General features: G+C 73.0%; 14 protein-coding genes. 6 read left to right on the top strand and 8 right to left on the bottom strand.

Going from position 1 to position 16,245, the window contains the following annotated elements:
• Positions 1–14: 14 nt before the first annotated feature.
• The 4 genes from ABZ016_RS06185 to fahA form a co-directional block, all read right to left on the bottom strand.
• Entirely contained in the window at positions 15–242 is a 228-nt protein-coding gene (locus tag ABZ016_RS06185; RefSeq protein WP_003992261.1) for a ferredoxin family protein, read from the bottom strand.
• Positions 243–275: 33 nt separating this feature from the next.
• Positions 276–1,064, bottom strand: a complete 789-nt coding sequence (locus tag ABZ016_RS06180; RefSeq protein WP_356915335.1) for a GntR family transcriptional regulator — start codon at positions 1,062–1,064, stop codon at positions 276–278.
• Between the two features lie 158 nt (positions 1,065–1,222).
• Positions 1,223–2,161: a M56 family metallopeptidase gene (locus ABZ016_RS06175; protein ID WP_356915506.1), complete on the bottom strand. Its 939-nt coding sequence runs from the start codon at positions 2,159–2,161 to the stop codon at positions 1,223–1,225.
• A 222-nt stretch (positions 2,162–2,383) separates the two neighbouring features.
• Positions 2,384–3,601, bottom strand: coding sequence for a fumarylacetoacetase (gene fahA, locus ABZ016_RS06170; protein WP_356915334.1), 1,218 nt, complete (start codon positions 3,599–3,601; stop codon positions 2,384–2,386).
• Positions 3,602–3,921: 320 nt separating this feature from the next.
• Here fahA and ABZ016_RS06165 point away from each other — a divergent pair, with 320 nt between their 5' ends.
• From ABZ016_RS06165 to ABZ016_RS06145, 5 genes are all read left to right on the top strand, one after another.
• On the top strand, positions 3,922–5,181 hold the full coding sequence (locus tag ABZ016_RS06165) for a DegT/DnrJ/EryC1/StrS family aminotransferase (protein WP_356915333.1): 1,260 nt from the start codon (positions 3,922–3,924) through the stop codon (positions 5,179–5,181).
• Positions 5,174–7,429 carry a lipopolysaccharide biosynthesis protein gene (locus ABZ016_RS06160; RefSeq protein ID WP_356915332.1) on the top strand — a complete coding sequence of 752 codons (2,256 nt, stop codon included), beginning with the start codon at positions 5,174–5,176 and terminating at the stop codon, positions 7,427–7,429. Before ABZ016_RS06165 ends, ABZ016_RS06160 begins: the two co-directional genes overlap by 8 nt.
• Before the next feature lie 221 nt (positions 7,430–7,650).
• Positions 7,651–9,453: a glycosyltransferase gene (locus ABZ016_RS06155; RefSeq protein ID WP_356915331.1), complete on the top strand. Its 1,803-nt coding sequence runs from the start codon at positions 7,651–7,653 to the stop codon at positions 9,451–9,453.
• Entirely contained in the window at positions 9,450–9,890 is a 441-nt protein-coding gene (locus tag ABZ016_RS06150; RefSeq protein WP_356915330.1) for a hypothetical protein, read from the top strand. Before ABZ016_RS06155 ends, ABZ016_RS06150 begins: the two co-directional genes overlap by 4 nt.
• Positions 9,887–10,978, top strand: coding sequence for a glycosyl hydrolase (locus ABZ016_RS06145; protein WP_356915329.1), 1,092 nt, complete (start codon positions 9,887–9,889; stop codon positions 10,976–10,978). The genes ABZ016_RS06150 and ABZ016_RS06145 overlap by 4 nt, the downstream gene beginning before the upstream one ends.
• Positions 10,979–11,005: 27 nt before the next feature.
• Here ABZ016_RS06145 and ABZ016_RS06140 read toward each other — a convergent pair whose 3' ends face one another.
• The 3 genes from ABZ016_RS06140 to ABZ016_RS06130 all read right to left on the bottom strand — a co-directional run bounded on the left by ABZ016_RS06140 (position 11,006) and on the right by ABZ016_RS06130 (position 14,480).
• On the bottom strand, positions 11,006–11,761 hold the full coding sequence (locus tag ABZ016_RS06140; RefSeq protein ID WP_356915328.1) for a polysaccharide deacetylase family protein: 756 nt from the start codon (positions 11,759–11,761) through the stop codon (positions 11,006–11,008).
• 206 nt (positions 11,762–11,967) lie between these two features.
• A complete protein-coding gene (locus ABZ016_RS06135; protein WP_356915327.1) occupies positions 11,968–13,374 on the bottom strand; it encodes a glycosyltransferase in 1,407 nt (468 codons plus the stop codon).
• Between the two features lie 20 nt (positions 13,375–13,394).
• Positions 13,395–14,480, bottom strand: coding sequence for a GNAT family N-acetyltransferase (locus ABZ016_RS06130; protein WP_356915326.1), 1,086 nt, complete (start codon positions 14,478–14,480; stop codon positions 13,395–13,397).
• A 173-nt stretch (positions 14,481–14,653) separates the two neighbouring features.
• Between ABZ016_RS06130 and ABZ016_RS06125 the strand changes: the two genes are divergently transcribed.
• Positions 14,654–15,502, top strand: a complete 849-nt coding sequence (locus ABZ016_RS06125) for an HAD family hydrolase (protein ID WP_356915325.1) — start codon at positions 14,654–14,656, stop codon at positions 15,500–15,502.
• Here ABZ016_RS06125 and ABZ016_RS06120 read toward each other — a convergent pair.
• A complete protein-coding gene (locus ABZ016_RS06120) occupies positions 15,466–16,245 on the bottom strand; it encodes a LysM peptidoglycan-binding domain-containing protein (RefSeq protein WP_356915324.1) in 780 nt (259 codons plus the stop codon). The genes ABZ016_RS06125 and ABZ016_RS06120 overlap by 37 nt on opposite strands.

The following is a 16,245-nucleotide window of genomic DNA, read 5'->3' as shown; positions in this document are numbered from 1 at the left end:
GTGGTTCGGGCCTCTCACCGGAGCAGATAGGGCATGTTGACCGTGACGGCTCCGGTGGGGCAGCGGGCCGCGCACGGGCCGCAGTACCAGCACTCGTCGACGTGCATGTAGGCCTTGCCGTTGCGCTCGTCGATGGCGAGGGAGTCCAGCGGGCACATGTCCACGCAGAGCGTGCAGCCGTCGATGCACTTCGACTCGTCGATGGTCACGGGCACGTCGGCCCGCTGGGGCGCCAAGGGCATGGATGTCTCCGGGAGAGTGCGCGAGCGGGGTGGTTACCGGTTCCGGTGCAGCAGGCCGCTCATGGTGATGCGGTCGCCGCGGAAGCGGATGAACTCCAGGTCGACCGGGCGGCCGTCCGCGAGGTGGGTGAGGCGTTCCAGCATGAGGACGGCGGCGCCGCGCGGGGCCTCCAGCACGGCGGCCGAGTGGGTGTCCGCGCTGACCGCTTCCAGGGTGATCTCGGCGTGGCCGAGACGCTGGCCGGTGACGGCTTCCAGGAGGCGGAAGACGTCGGTGTTCTCGAGGTCGGCGCCGAGCAGTCCGGTGCCGATGTCGAGGGGGACGTAGGTGAGGTCGAGGGACAGGGGCAGGCCGTTCAGGCGGCGCAGCCGTTCGATGTAGAGGACGTCGGTGCCGGGCGCGAGGTGGAGCCGCTCGGCGACGGGCGCGGGTGCCGGGGCGGGGCCCATGGTGCGGACCTCGTTGGTGACCCGGCCGTGCTCGCGGAGGGTTTCCGCGAGGCCCATCAGACGGTCGAGGCCGTGCGGGTACTTGTGGGCCACGACCACGGTGCCGACGCCGGGCTGGCGTTCGACGAGACCCTCGGCCCGCAGCAGGTCGAGCGCCTCGCGGACCGTGTTGCGGCTGGCGCCGTAGTCGGTCGCGAGGGTCGACTCGTGGGGGAGGGTGCCGCCGGGGAAGGCGTCGGCGAGCAGCTGGCGTCGCAACAGGTCGGCCAGTTGCCGTGCCCGGTCGGCGCGCAGCCGGCGCCGCGCGCGGTGGGCGGCGACGGTGGTCGCCGCTCCCTGGCCGGCGTGGTCCCGGATGCGGTCGGTAGGCATGGATCGGACCATACCTATCCGATAGGAAAAGTAGTGTTGCGGGAATGTTGCGCCACCGGGATTGTGACCGGTTCGACTGCTGAACTGGGTTTTCGGCGGGCTTGCGGGAAGATCTGCCACCACCCCGCCGGACGCTCCGGCTACGTCGGCCGCTCCGGCTACGAGAGCGCCGTCAGGCCCGGCGCGAACACGATCAGCAGCGGCAGCAGCGGTACCAGCGCGGCCGTGGTGGTGGTCAGGGCCCGGTGGCGGCGGCCCAGCCGGGGCGGGGGTGCCAGGAGCCGGTCGACCCGCTCGCCCAGCAGGCGGTGGCTGGAGGCGCAGGACAGGACACCGCGGTGCTGGTTCAGCTCGATCAGGGCCAGGGCCGTGGTCAGGTGGCCGCAGCGGCGGGAGGCGGTGTCGTCGGCGGCCAGTTCGACCAGGCGGTGGGTCTGGTCGCAGAAGTGGGCGAACAGCGGGATGCGCGGGAAGCCGGTGGCCAGCGCGGTGGACAGGTGCAGCAGCCAGTCGTGGCGGGCGCGGGCGTGGCCGCGCTCGTGGGTGAGGACGGCGTCGAGCTGATGCCCGGTGAGGCGGTGCAGGGCGCCCGTGGTGACGATCAGCTGGGGCGGGTTGCCGGGCATCCACCAGGCGTCGGGGTACTCGTCCTCCAGCACGAGCAGGGGGCCGCGCGCGGCCCCCAGGCCCGCCGGCAGGTCGGGGGCGCGCTCGCGCAGATGGGCGCGGGACTGGGCGCGCCGCCGGCGCGCCTCGACGAGTTCACGCGCGAGCATCGCGGTCGTCCAGGCGGCACCGCAGGCCAGCAGCAGTGTGAGGGCGGCGGCCCACGGCGGGGCGGTGGACAGGTCGTACGCCGCGGTCACGGCGGGCGGCGCCGGGGCGAAGAGCTGGGCGCGGACCGTGCCGAAGACGGCGGCGGCGCCCAGGGCGAGCGCCGTCACGCAGCACAGCAGGACGGTGGCGACCAGGCACTGCCACACCCACAGCCCGACCACCGGTTCCCGCTCGGGCCACGCGGCCCGGGTCAGCGCCCGGGGTGCGGGCACGGCGGCCGTCACGGCGACAACGCTCAGCAGGAGCAGGCAGACGGTCATTGCCACGGGCTCCGGTTCCTGGTCGGAAGAGGGCGGCTACGAGTGGTGCGGGAGAGCGGTTACGGGTCGTGCGGAGGAGGGCGGCCACGGGTCGCGCGGAAGAGGTCGGTCGCCGGGCGTGCGACTGCCTCGGTGCGCGGGGCACACCGCCCGATGCCCAGTATGACGGGCCGGGCGGTGTGAGTCAGGGGCCGAACGCGAACAGAAGTGCCGGGAGGGTACTCACTCCGCTCCCGGGACCACCCGCCCCGTCACCTCGCCCAGCCCCACCCGCACGCCGTCCGGCCCCGGGGCCCAGGCCGAGAGGGTCACCACGTCGCCGTCCTCCAGGAACGTCCGCTTGCCGTCGGGGAGTTCGAGCGGGTCGCGGCCGTTCCAGGTGAGCTCCAGCAGGGAGCCGCGCTCCCGGTCGGCCGGCCCGCTGACCGTGCCCGAGCCGTACAGGTCCCCGGTGCGCAGGGAAGCCCCGTTCACGGTCATGTGGGCCAGCTGCTGGGCGGCCGTCCAGTACATGGTGGAGAAGGGCGGCTCGGAGACGACGTGCCCGTTGACGGCGACGCTGATCCGCAGGTCGTAGCCGCTGGGCTCCTCGTGGCTGTCGTCCAGGTACGGCAGCAGCTCGTGGGTCCGGGCCGGCGGCGCCACCCGGGCCTCCTCCAGGGCGTCCAGCGGGGTGATCCAGGCCGACACCGACGTGGCGAAGGACTTGCCGAGGAACGGGCCGAGCGGCACGTACTCCCAGGCCTGGATGTCGCGTGCCGACCAGTCGTTCAGGAGGCACAGCCCGAAGACGTGCTCGCGGAAGTCGCCGAGGGCGACCGGCGTGCCCATCCGGGACGGCACGCCCACGACGAAGCCGACCTCCGCCTCGATGTCCAGGCGGACGGACGGGCCGAACACGGGCGCGGCGTCCGTGGGCGCCTTGCGCTGGCCCGAGGGCCGTACGACGTCCGTGTCCGAGACGACGACCGTGCCGGAGCGGCCGTGGTAGCCGATCGGCAGGTGCTTCCAGTTGGGGGTGAGGGAGTCCTCGGCGTCGGGCCGGAAGATCCGGCCGACGTTCCGGGCGTGGTTCTCGGAGGCGTAGAAGTCCACGTAGTCCGCGACCTCGAAGGGGAGGTGCAGGGTCACCGAGGACAGGGGGTGGAACAGCGGTTCGACGGTCTCGCGGTGGGACGGCACGGTCACCCAGGCCGTCAGCGCCCGGCGTACGTCCGACCAGGCCGTGCGGCCGGCGGCCAGCAGCGGGCCGAGGGTCGGCTGCGCGAGCAGGGCGGCGTACGGCGAGCCGAGCGCGTGGGCCGCCGCGCCCGCGTCCAGCACGTGGTCGCCGAGCCGGACGCCCACGGTCCGGTGGGTGGTGCCGGGGAGGGAGAACACGCCGTACGGCAGGTTGTGCGGGCCGAAGGGATCGCCCTCGGGGACATCGAAGGGGGGCATCGGGTGCTGCCTCGCTTTCGGGTGTGCCGTGTCGTCGCCACGTGTTCGTGGTCGTGCCACACGTTACGGGTGGCACCCCGGTCCTGGGCAGAGTCCGAGGGGGCGGACACGGACGAACGGGGCAGGTGGGGCCGGGGAATGCCGGGCGGCGCGGTTCCGGCACGTCCGGACGCGGCGGACGGGGTGGCACATTCGTACGAGCCGGAAGTTATCCACAGGACGCGACGCAATCTTGACGGAGCGGTGCGAACGGGGCGACTCTGGGCGGGTGCCGGAAGGCCTCGGGGAGGGGGCGTTCCCACGGCACACCAGGGGGGCGGATGGCCATTGGGGAGGCCGGTCCGGGCTCGACGCGGCGTGGTTCTCAGCCGGAACGGCTGGAGGAGACCATGCGCGCGCGACTCGGCCGGGAATGTGTGTACGTACCGTCGTGCCGCTTCGGGCTGTACGTGGCGCTGCGCCACTGGTGCCCGCCCGGCGGCCGGGTACTGATGTCGCCGGTCAACGACGACGTGATCTTCTTCGTCGTGCTCGCGGCCGGACTGCGCCCGGTGCAGGCGCCGTTGAACCCGCTCGACGCGTCGATCGACATGGATGCCGTGCCCGAGGAGACGTGGCGCTCGGTGTCGGCCGTGCTCACCACGAACCTGTACGGCAACCCGGACCCGGCACCGCGGCTGAGGCAGAAGTGCGACGCGCTGGGGATCCCGCTGTTCGAGGACGGGGCGCACGCCATCGGCAGCACGGTGGGCGGCCGGCCGGTCGGCGCCTGGGGCGAGGCCTCGGTGTTCAGCCTGTCCAAGCACGTCGGGGCCAAGGCCGGAGGCATGCTCTCCCTCGCCGACCCGGGGCTGCGGGAGGCGGTGGCGAAGACGTGCGCGGGCTTGCTCACCCCGAACCGGATCGGCTCCGAACTCGCCTACGCCGTCCGGCCGTACGCGGAGGCGACGGTGCGCGGGCTGCGGCTGCGGCGCGCCGCCTGGGCCGCGATCCGGCTGCTGGGGCTGGCGGACCGCGAGGAGATCCGCATGCCCCTGCGCCCGGACGAACTCGCGCGGGCCGCCGACCGGGCCCCCGGACTCGAGGCCCACCATCCCTGGGTCCGGGTCGACATGCACGACTACCGCCAGGAGTCCGGCCGGCTGCGGCTGCGGCGCATCGGGCGCAGACTCGACCGGCTGGACGACGTGCTGGACGCCTGCCGGGCGGGCACGGAGCTGCTGCTGTCCACGCCCTGGGCCAAGCCGCGCGACACGCACGGCACCCAGCCGTTGTTCCGTGTGCCGCTGTTCGTGGCGGACCGGGACGCGGCGATCGCGGCGCTGGCGCGGCAGGGCGTGGTCGTCGGCTACCTCTACGACCCGCCGCTGGACGACTACGCGGGCGCGGATTTCACCGACCCCTCACCGGCACCCGAGGGAGCCCGCTGGTTCGCGCGGCACGCGCTGCCCGTGGACCCGCTGCGGGCCCGGACGGTCGCCGAGGTGCTGGAGCGGTCCGGGGCGCGGCCGGTCGAGGCACCGGGAGAACCGCCCCGCGGCGGGCCGACAGCGGGAGGGCCGGGGCAGTCCCTTGTCTGAGACCCAGGTGCACGAGCCCGCCACCACGCGCTCCGACGGTGGCGGGCCGAAACCTGCCGACAGCGAGCACACGCACGACTCGCTGTTCAAGAACGCCTACTTCCTCATGCTCAGCACCGGCGTCTCCGCCGTACTGGGCCTGGGATTCTGGCTGGTGGCCGCCCGCTACTACTCGGAGGAGGCCGTCGGACAGGGTTCCGCCGCCATCGCCGCGATGCGGCTGCTCGCCAGCATCACGGCCACCACCATGATCGGTGCCGTGGTCCGTTTCGTCCCCCGCGCGGGACGCGAGACCGGACGCCTGGTGTGGGGCACGTACGCGGCGAGTTCGCTGGTCGTGGCGCTCGCCGCCGCCGTCTTCCTGCTCACGCTCGACGCGTGGGGAGCCTCGTACGCCCCGCTGGGCACGCCGATGGCCGGGGCGGTGTTCGTCGCGGCGTGCGTGGCCTGGGCGCTGCTCACCCTCCAGGACGGAGTGCTCACCGGGCTGCGCAAGGCCGAGTGGGTGCCCGCCGGGAACGCGGTGTTCTCGGTCGGGAAGCTCGGCCTGCTGGCCGTCTTCGCGGGCACGCTGCCCGTCCTCGGCATCTTCGTCTCCTGGGCGGTGGCGATCGCCTTCTCCACCCTGCCGCTGGGCTGGCTGATCTTCCGCCGGCTCATCCCGCGCCAGGCGGAACTCGACCGTCACAAAGAGCCCCCGAAACTCCGCGACATGGGCCGCTTCCTCGCCGGTGACTCGCTGGGCGCGCTGTTCAGCCTGGCGATGATCAACCTGCTGCCGGTGATGGTCGCGGTCCGCTTCAGCGCGGCGGAGAACGGCTTCTTCTACGTGGCGTACACCGTCGGCGGCACGATGGAGTTCATGGCCATCAACATGGCCTCGTCCCTCACCGCGCACGCCTCGCACGACCCCCGGCAGCTCGCCGACGGCGTCCGGGGCGCACTGCGCCGCATGACACTGCTGCTCGTCCCGGTCGTGGCCGTACTGGTCCTCTTCGCCCCGTACATCCTCACGCCCTTCAGCCCGGACTACGCCGAGCACGGCTCGACGGTGCTGCGGCTGCTCGCCCTCGGCGCGCTGCCGCGAGTCGTGGTGGAGCTGTACATCGGCGTGCTGCGCGTCCAGGGGCGCACGGGTGTGCTGGCCGCGCTCCAAGGGGCCATGTGCGCCCTGGTGCTGGGCAGCGCGGCCGCGCTGTTCACCCCGGCCGGGATCGCGGGGGCCGGCTGGGCGGTGCTGCTGAGCATGACGGTGATCGCGATCGTCTCCGCGGCCGGACTGCGAGCGGCACTGCGTCACAACGACATCGCGCCCGCCGCCCGTACCCCCGCCGCCCCCTCCTACGGCACGCACTGGGCGAAGCTGAACGCCACCGCCGGGTACGGCACGAACTGGGCCCGCCGGGCCGCCTACCAGCCCAAGGACGGCGACGAGGACACGGTGACGTTGTTCATCGGCCGCCCGGGATACGAGCGTGAGGCGCTGCAGGCGGACACCCTGGCGCTGATCGTGCGGCCGGAGAGCCCCACCCGGGAACCAGCACCTCACGAGCCCGGGCCGGCGCCCACGGACCGAGAGCCACAGGAGCGGCGGCTGAGAGGCGCCCTCTGGAGCCTCCTCGGTGTCGCCACCGTCTTCTTCTGGGCGCCGCTGGCCGACCTGCCGTGGCCCGACGGCGCCACCCCACCGGCACTGACAGGACGTCAGCTGCTGGACGGCCTGCCGTTGCCGTCGCTCACCGCGGGAGGCCTGCTGCTCGTGGTCTTCGCCGCCGCGGTCACGCTGTGCGCACGGCGCGACCCGTGGCTGCCCGGCGCGGCGCTGTACACCGCCCTGCTCGCCCTGTACGCCGCACCGGTCGCCCTCGGCCGGAAACCGGGGCCGGTGGAGGGGGCGTTGTACGGGAAGACGGCCGGCTTCCTCGCGGACGTGCTGGGCCTGAACGGGCCCGAGCCGCTGCTGCGCTGGGCACCGCCCGTCTGCCAGCTGCTGTGCCTCGTGCCGCTGTGGCTGCTGCTCGCGAGCGCGGGCGGGCGGCTGCCGTGGCAGGGGCGCTGGGGGGTTCTCTATCTCGTCGCGGTCGGCGGCTGGGCGTGGCGCGAGGCGCTCGCCCCCGTCGCGCCGCCGCTGCTTCTCGCACTCGTCGTACTCGCCCTGCTCGTCCGGGTTCCGCCGCTCCGCCGCCGTGCCGCGTCGGCCCGGGGGCGGCCGCACCGCGGAGAACCGAACGGCCCGCCCGCCGACTGACCGATCTCCACTGACCGATCTCCAGAGCCGAACAGAGCCACACAGAGCCGAACCGCCAGGGGGGAACCACCGTGCGTCCGCCAGCAACTCCACGGGAGAGATCCACGCCGGAACCCACGCCCGCGCGGGACGGAGCGGACCTGCCCGGCACCACCCCCGAGACCTCCAGCCAGTCCTCCAGCCCGTCGTCCTCGGAGTCGTCGAGCCCCGCCCATGAGCCCGTGACGGACCTTTCCGACCTGCCCCCTGCCTGGACCACCCGGCGCGCGTTCGCCTGGCCCGGCGTCCCGCTGCTCGTCGCGCTCGTGCTCTGGGCGTACGCCGTGCGGCACACCGACGTCTCGCGGCTCGACGACTACGGACTGGTCACCGCGCTGCACCCGGCCTTCTGGGCGGGCCTCGTGGTGCTCACCACCGGCTTCTGGTTCACGGTCCGCGACCCGCGCAGGCCGGGCCGCTGGGCGGCGGCGTACGTCCTCGGCCTGCTGGTGATGGAGCGGGCCACCCAGGCCGTGGTCTACCCGACCCCGCTGTACGCCTGGGCGTGGAAGCACGACGCGGTCATCGACCACCTGCTGACGGCGGGCGGCCTCCAGACGGCCGATCAGATCGGCGACATGGCGGTGTACGACCAGTGGCCGGGCTTCTTCGCCGCCCAGGCCGCCCTGGTGCGGCTCCTGGGCGTGGACTCGGCGTCGATGTTCATGGCCTGGTGGCCCCTGGTCTCCAGTCTGATGCTGCTGCTCCCGCTGCTGCTGATCTACCGCACCTTCACCGAGGACCGGCGGCTGATCTGGACCGCGGTCTGGCTCTTCTACGTCGCCAACTGGGTGGGGCAGGACTACTTCTCCCCCCAGTCCGTGGCCTACGCGCTGCACGTCGGCGTCCTGGCCGTCGTCCTGCGCCGCTTCGGCCGGTCCGCCGTGCGCGACGGGTGGCCGCGGCAGGCCGTGTGGACGGTGGTGATCACCGTCCTGATCGTGGCGATCGTCATCTCCCACCAGCTCACCCCGGGCATGCTGGTCGTCTGTCTGCTCGCCCTGTGCCTCACCCGCAGCCACCGCGACTGGGTCCCGCTGGCCACCACCGCGGTGATCTTCCTGGCCTGGTGCCTCACGGCCGCGCTGCCCTTCCTGTCCGCGGCGATGCCGGACATGATCCGTTCCATCGGCGACGTCGGCGCCAACGTCGAGACCGGCTACGGCGCCACCCCGACCGGCACCGGGGCGATCGCGACCTCCTGGGCGGCCCGGCTGCTGTCCGGTTCCGTCCTGCTGCTCGCGGGGTTCGGCGTGCTGCGGCAGCGGGTGCTGCGCCATCGCGCCCTGCCCCTGCTGCTGATCGCGGCGGCCCCGCTGCCGATGTTCGCGGCGAGCAGTTACGGCAGCGAGATGATCTTCCGGGTGCTGCTGTTCATGCTGCCCGGCGCCGCCTTCTTCGCCGCCGCCGCGCTGCTGCCGAAGGTCCGTACGCTGGCCGCCGACGCCGCCGCACAGGAGGCCCGCAGCCCGGCCGGGAGCCGCCGCTGGGGGATCGTCACCTGGGTGCCGCTGACCGCCCTGCTCCTCGGCACCCTGGCGTTCGTCCCGAGCTACTCCGGCAAGGACCGGATCAACTACTTCCCGCCGCAGGAAGTGAACCTGGTACGGCAGCTCTTCGACCAGGCGCCCGACGGCTCGCTCGTCGTGGCCGCCAACCGCAACTACCCGCTCGCGTACGCCTCCTACGGGAGCATCGACCACTACTGGTTCCTCGACGACGGCCGCAGTCACGTCGACCGGATCGTCAAGAGCCCGGCCGCCACCCTCGCCAGGGACATGGCCGGGGTGGAGCGGCCGGCCCGGGCCTACTTCCTGCTGACCCAGGGGCAGCTGGCCAACTCCGAGATGAACGGACAGCTCGACGAGGCGCAGCTGGACCGCATCCAGAAGTCCGTCGCCGCCTCACCACGGTTCCGGCTCGTGGCGGAGAACAGCGCCGGGTGGCTCTACGTACTGAAGCAGACCGGGGGAGCGGAGCGATGACACCGCAGGAACTCGTGGTCCGGATGCTGCCGCCGTTCGGCGGCTGGCTCGCGCTCGCCACGCTCGCCCTGCCCGGCGGGTCGCCGCTGCGGGGCGCCGCGGTCGTCCTCTTCCTGGCGGCCGGCCCGGGCGCCGCCGCGGTCAGAGTCTGCGCCCCCGCGCTGGGGGCGCGGCCCGCCGAAGGGCCCGTCGAGCGGCGGGACCCGGACTTCGCCCGCCACTCCGACCTGCTGGAGCGGCTGATGCTGATTCTGTTCGTGAGCGTCGGCGCCGTGATGCTCGTCGCGACCGTCCTGATCGCCACGCACACCTTCAGCGCGCAGCGGGTGCTGCTGACGCTGACGCTGCTGACCACGCTCGCCGCGTTCTGTCCGCCGCTGCGCGCCTCCCCGCCGCCGAGGACGACGCCGAGGACACCGAAGGGTTCCGCTCAGTGAGGTTCGACCGTCACGACCGTTCCGATCGCTCCCACCGTCCGTTCGCATCGAGCCGGCGCCGGCTGCTGATCACGTCCGCCACCGTCGTCAGCGCCGTCCTGGTCGCCCTGCTCGCCCTCCGTAACGCCTCCGGACCGGAACCGGGAGCCACCGGTTCCCGCGCGGACTGCCGCCCCACCGCACTCCTGGAACCGCCCTGCGGCGCCTGGTTCGGGGCGTTCGTGCCGCACGACCGCCACAACCTGCCGCAGAAGGTGCGCGCCTACGAGGAACGCGTGGGCCGCAAGCTCGACATCGTGTACACGTACCACGACATGTCCCTGGCCAAGGGCGCCCGCCGGGAGGGCCGGCTGCTCACTCCGGAGGAACGCCGCGTCGGCGAGGACCACCTGCTGCTGCTGTCCTGGGAGAGCAAGTGGTGGGGCGGCACGAAGCGGCAGCAGCCCACGTGGAAGCAGATCGCGTCCGGCGAGCTGGACAAGACCGTGATCGACGTCCAGGCCGAGCGCGTCAAGGCCTACGGCAAGAAGGTGTTCCTCTCCTTCGACCTGGAGATGGACACCCGCACCCCGGCCAGCGGCACCCCCGCCGACTACGTGAAGGCGTACCGGCACATCCACGACCGGTTCCGCGCGCTGGGCGTCGACAACGTCGTGTGGACGTGGATCACCACCGGCTACCTCGACCACGCCGACGAGATGAAGCGGATGTACCCGGGGGACGACTACGTCGACTGGATCGGCTACAACCAGTACAACTACTACCGCTGCCACAACGCGGACTGGATGACCTTCGCGCAGACCCAGAACACCGTGCACGACTGGATCCGGGAGCACATCTCCGACGACAAGCCGCTGATGCTCTCCGAGTTCGGCACCGCGCAGGACCCGGCCCACCCGCAGCGGCAGGCCGAGTGGTACGCGCAGGTGCCCGCGGTGCTGAAGGGCCTGGAGGGCGTCAAGGCCGCCCTCCAGTGGAACTACCGCGACCCCGGACCGCACTGCGACCTCGCGGTGGCGAACGACGCGGCCTGGAACAGTCTGCGCAAGGCGGTCGCCGACCCCTACCTCAACCAGCCGCTCAAGTAGCCGAGGACAGCAACGGGAGAGCGCAGCTCAGCCCGCGAACTCGGGCCCGTGCAGCACCGCGCGGGCCCGCCGGTACCACCGCCACGCGATCGTCTTCGGCCCGTCCCGGTACGGCGCGACCCGGGCGCCCGTCCCCGCCAGCCAGGCCTCGACGTCGGCGACGGTGTGACCGCGCCGCACGATGAGCCGGGCGATGCGGTAGCGCTCGTCGCGGTCGGAGCTGAGCGCGTGCCGTACGGCGGTCGCCGTCTCGTAGCCGGCCCGGGCCGACATGGCCCGCACACGCGGGCTGTTGTAGCCGTGCGGATAGGCGAGATGCCGTATCTCGTGCCCGAGGGCATCCTCCAGCACGGCCTTGGACGAGCGCAGTTCGTACGCCAGGTCCCTGCCGGACAGGGTGTCGAGCTGGGCGTGGGTGACCGTGTGGCTGCCGATCTCCATGCCGGAACGTTCCAGCTCCGCCGCCCGGTCCAGGGTCATCATCGGGGCGGGCGGCAGCAGGCTGCGGCCGCCCGGGGCGATGGCGCCGGTGGTGAGGTAGGCGGTGGCGCACAGGCCGCGCCCGGCCAGGGCCTCGGCGGTGGGGCCGGGCAGGTCGGCGAAGCCGTCGTCGAAGGTGAGCAGCACGGGCCGGGGCGGCAGGGGCGCCCGGCCGGCCAGATGGTCGGCGACCGTGCTGATCGTGACGGGCGTCCGGCCGCTGTCCACCACGGCGTCGAGGTGGGCCGCGAACTCCCGCGGGCTGACCGTGAACTCGGCGATCCAGTCGGGCGGGTCGTCCATCACGGCGTGGTAGAGGAAGACGGGGATGGCCGGAGTACCGACCGCACCCGCCGGTGCTGGCGCACCTGCCGGGGTTGGCGCGCCCGCCGGAGCCGGCGCACCTCCCGGGGCGGGCGCGCCCGCCGAAGCCGTCGCACCCGCCGGGGCCGGTGGGCCCTCGCCGTCCCGCGCACCCTGGTGCTCCGCCCCGCCTCTGCCGTCCGTCCTCATCGCGCCCCCTGAACGGTCTCCGCTCGCGTGCCGGCCGCCGCGCGCAGCGCCCGCCGCGCCTTCAGATAGCCGACCGGCCCGTACACCATCCCCCTGCGCTGCAATCGCGACAGCCGCCGCGGCCACGGATGCGTGCGCACGTCGTGATCACCCGGCGTGCCGGCACCGCCCGCCCCCTCCGTCTCGCGCACGGCGGTCAGCGCGCGGGCGTGGGCGAGGCCGCGGGGCAGCCGGGCGAGGAACGCCGGCAGCAGGGCGGGGCGGTTGACGAGCACCGCGGTGAGGTAGGCGGTGAGCCCGGCGCCGTAGCCGTACGCCTGGGTCTCCAGATCCCGCCAGGTCTCCCGGTGGTGGTGCCACACCAGCGCGTACGGCGTGTAGCGCAGCCGGTTGCCCTGGGCCAGGACGCGGACGAAGCCGTAGAGGTCGTCGCCGCCCCGGGCGGCCGTCCCGGCGCCGGTGGCCGGGTCGAAACCGCCGACGGAACGCAGGACGGCCGTCCGGAAGGCCATGTTGGCGCCCGAGCCGAACCGCCCGGCCGTGAACGGGAACAGCGGCTCGTCGACCGGCGGGTGTGCCGGGTCGTACGTCCTTGGAGTGAAGCCTTTCGCGAAGCCGCCGTGGCTCTCCAGCAGCACCTGGGCCGGGGTCGTCAGCCGCGCGGGCAGGATCAGCCCGGTCGTGCAGCCCAGTCCGGCGTCGGCGGCGAAGGGCGCGGTGAGCTCGGTCAGCCAGCGCGGGTCGGCGACCACGTCGTCGTCGGTGAACGCGACCACCTCGCCCCGGACGGCCGCCAGCCCCGCGTTGTGCGCGACCGCGAGGCCGGGCACCGGCTCGCACACGTACCGCACGCGCTCGGCGTACTTCCGCTCGACCAGTTCCCTCGTCCCGTCCGTCACGGGTGCGTTGTCGACGACGACGATCTCGAACCGCGGATGGTCCTGCGCCAGGAGCGAGTCCAGCGCGCGGGCCAGCTGGCCTGCACGCTCCCGGGTCGCGACGACGACACTCGCGTACGGAGACGCACCGGCCGACCGGGATTCAACCGCCGACCCGGACTCAACCGCCGACCCGGACTCAACCGCCGACCCGGGCTCAAGAGCCGACCCGGGCTCAACCGCATCCCCGGGCTCCTCACCGACGGCCACCGCACACTCCGCCCGCGCCCGCTCCGCCAGCACGGCCTTGGCGTCCGCCCCCTCCGGCACCCGACCGAGCAGCGTGCCCACGGGCCGGCCGCCCCTCCTGACCAGTACGAACACCTCTCCGCTCGTCACCGGCGGATTCCCCGGACCCGGTCTGAGCACCGCCTCCGCCCCATCGAGGTCCACCTCGGCAACCTGCACCGCCCCGATGTCCAGGAACCGGCGTATCTCCTCCCGCGCACGTGCCGAACGAGCCATGCGCCCTCCCCCCACTCGTGTCAGGTACGGCGCAGCCGGGCCGCGCCCTTCAGGGTCCGCGCCGCCAGCGCCGCGAGCCGCGGCCGGCCGCGGACGAAGCTGTGCGCGCGGCGCGCCGGCTCGCGGCTCAGCCAGTGCAGCGCCGCGCCCGCCCCCGGACGCGTCACCGCTCCCTCGTACACGGGCAGTTCGCCCGTCTTCAGCGCGTCCTTGTACTCGGCCGCGCCCCGCCCCAGGTCGAGCATGCCGATGCCCTCGGCGGCCGCCGCCTCGGCCATGCGCAGATGCAGCACCAGACCCGGCGAGTACTTCGAGAACTCGGGGTCGTAGGCCGGGAACCAGCAGGCCAGGACCGACGCCGAACGCAGTCCGAAGTGCGCGGCGACGGGCCGCTCCCCGGCGTACAGCACGGACAGTGTGCCGCTGCACTCCGGCGCCCGGGTCCGGGCCAGCCGCCCCACGAGGCGGGTGATCCACTCCTGGGCGAACCGGTCCCGCCGGCCCGTCCTGCGGTACTGCGCCGACTTCCACTCCATGAGGGTGCGCAGCGCGGCCGGGTCGCGCTCGTCGAACACGAAGCGCGGCTCGCCGACCTGCCGTCCCAGCCTGCGCTCCTTGGCCAGGGTGGTCTTCAGGAACTTCGGCGACTGGGCGCGCAGCACCGATTCGTACGTCTCGTAGCCCTTCTCCACGTCGATGACGAAGGTGGCGTACTCCTCCGCCGCGTACCGGACGAAGAGCCGCTGCTCGGCCTCCAGGTTGTCGAAGGCGAAGCTGGACACCGAGCAGGCCCGCAGCAGTTCGCCCGTCTCCAGGTCCAGGCCCGGCCGCAGGATCGCGCCCTGCGCGTCCGAGACGCCGAGTCCGATCGCCCGGCCCTGACCCCACCGGCCGCGCTCGTAGGGCAGGAAGCCGGCCGGCTCCGGCCCGTCGTACACCACCGCGATCCGTGCCTGCGGCCGCACCCGGCCCACGGCTTCGGTGAACTCCGGTTCCATGAACGGGTTGCGCGGTGCTTCCGCCGCGGCGCGCAGCGCTCGCCAGCGCTCCCTCTCCGCCTCGCGAAGCTCCCCGGCCCCGGCCACACGAATGCGCCCACTGCTCAACCCGACCCCCCGATCAAGTCCCCCCTGGACACTTGGAAGGTACCGCTCGGGACGGCCTCACGGGTAGGTAGCGGACCATGTTGTTGCCAACTGGTGCAGAGGGGCCCTCAATCGGGCAATCGGTGTCCACCGTGCGATGAAACGAACGGGCGCGCTGTCCGTATTCTCTGATCATGGCCGCACCCCTCGCATATTCACTCATCGCCACCGACCTGGACGGGACGCTGCTGCGCGGCGACGACACCTTCTCCGACCGGTCTCTCGCCGTACTCGCGCGGGTGGCGGACGCCGGCGCCCAGCACCTCGTGGTGACGGGCCGGCCGGCCCCGAGAGTGCGGCCGCTCCTCGACGACCTCGGCTGTACGGGGCTCGCGGTGTGCGGCCAGGGCGCGCAGGTGTACGACGCCGGCGCGGACCGGCTGCTGTGGTCCATCACGCTGGACCGTGAACTGGCGGAGACCGCCCTCGGCAAGATCGAGGCCGAGGTGGGGGAGGTGTACGCCGCGGTCGACCAGGACGGGGTCGACGGGCTCACGCTCATCGAGCCGGGCTATCTCATGCCGCACCCGACCCTGCCCGCCGTACGGGTCGAGCGACGGGACGACCTGTGGTGCGAGCCCATCAGCAAGGTGCTGTTGCGGCACCCCGGTCTGACGGACGACGAGCTGGCGGCGACGGCCCGCTCGGTGGTCGGCTCACTGGCGACGGTGACAATGTCGGGGCCCGGCACGGTCGAACTCCAGCCGTGCGGCATCACCAAGGCGACGGGCCTGGCGCTGGCCGCCGAGCACCTGGGGCTGCGGCCGGCGGACACCATCGCCTTCGGTGACATGCCCAATGACATCCCGATGTTCGACTGGGCCGCCCACGGCGTCGCCATGGCCAACGCCCATCCCGAACTCAAGGCCGTGGCCGACGAGGTCACGCTGTCGAACGAGGACGACGGCATCGCCGTCGTCCTCGAGCGACTGCTGGGCGGGGTGGATCAGTACGGGCCGTTGACGTTGTCGATCGAGCCGTAGCGGGCCGCCGCGTAGTTGCAGGCCGCCGTGATGTTGGCGACCGGGTCGTACGGGTCGAAGGAGGTACCGGGCACGTGGTAGGCGGCGAACGTCGGGTCGATCACCTGGAGCAGGCCCTTGGACGGGGTGCCCGCGGCGGCGTTCGAGTCCCAGTTGTTGATCGCCTGGGGGTTGCCGGACGACTCACGCATGATGTTGCGGTAGATGCCGTCGTACGACCCCGGGATCCCCTTCTGCGCCATGATGTCCAGCGACTCGCGGATCCACCCGTCGAGGTTGTTCGCGTAGGTCTTCGCGGCGGCGGGGGCGGCCTGGGCGACGCCCGTGGCGGGCTTCGCGGCCGGCTTGGCGGGGGCGGACGACTTGGTCGCCTGCTTCGGGGCGGCGTCCGCCTTGGCGGTCTTCACCTTCAGCTTCAGACCCGGGTGGATCAGCTTCGGGTTGTCGCCGACGGCGGCGCGGTTGTCCTTGTAGAGCTGCTTCCAGCCGCCCGACACGTCGTACTTGTCCGCGATGCGGTAGAGCGTGTCGCCCTTGACCACGGTGTACGCGAGGGACTTGGCGGGCTGGGCCGCCTGGTGCACGGACTGTGCGACGACGGGAGCGCTCTGGGGCTCGGCGGCGCTCGCGTGCGTCGCGCCGAGGAGCGGAAGGGTGAGTGCCGCTCCGCCGGTTCCGACGGCTACGACGCCTCGGGTGAGCGGGCTGGTTCTGCTGCGACGGTGCATGCCTCGTCCGGCCAT

Source organism: Streptomyces sp. NPDC006372, from assembly GCF_040612515.1.
Lineage (GTDB): Bacteria > Actinomycetota > Actinomycetes > Streptomycetales > Streptomycetaceae > Streptomyces.
This window is presented reverse-complemented; position numbering and strand designations above follow the sequence as displayed.

Coding starts and splice junctions, on each gene's coding strand:
- ABZ016_RS06125 (WP_356915325.1), top strand. CDS start 14,654: ATGGCCGCACCCCTCGCATATTCACTCATCGCCACCGACCTGGACGGG.
- ABZ016_RS06185 (WP_003992261.1), bottom strand. CDS start 242: ATGCCCTTGGCGCCCCAGCGGGCCGACGTGCCCGTGACCATCGACGAG.
- ABZ016_RS06135 (WP_356915327.1), bottom strand. CDS start 13,374: ATGGCTCGTTCGGCACGTGCGCGGGAGGAGATACGCCGGTTCCTGGAC.
- fahA (WP_356915334.1), bottom strand. CDS start 3,601: ATGCCCCCCTTCGATGTCCCCGAGGGCGATCCCTTCGGCCCGCACAAC.
- ABZ016_RS06120 (WP_356915324.1), bottom strand. CDS start 16,245: ATGGCCGGACGAGGCATGCACCGTCGCAGCAGAACCAGCCCGCTCACC.
- ABZ016_RS06150 (WP_356915330.1), top strand. CDS start 9,450: ATGACACCGCAGGAACTCGTGGTCCGGATGCTGCCGCCGTTCGGCGGC.
- ABZ016_RS06180 (WP_356915335.1), bottom strand. CDS start 1,064: ATGCCTACCGACCGCATCCGGGACCACGCCGGCCAGGGAGCGGCGACC.
- ABZ016_RS06140 (WP_356915328.1), bottom strand. CDS start 11,761: ATGGACGACCCGCCCGACTGGATCGCCGAGTTCACGGTCAGCCCGCGG.
- ABZ016_RS06165 (WP_356915333.1), top strand. CDS start 3,922: ATGGCCATTGGGGAGGCCGGTCCGGGCTCGACGCGGCGTGGTTCTCAG.
- ABZ016_RS06175 (WP_356915506.1), bottom strand. CDS start 2,161: ATGACCGTCTGCCTGCTCCTGCTGAGCGTTGTCGCCGTGACGGCCGCC.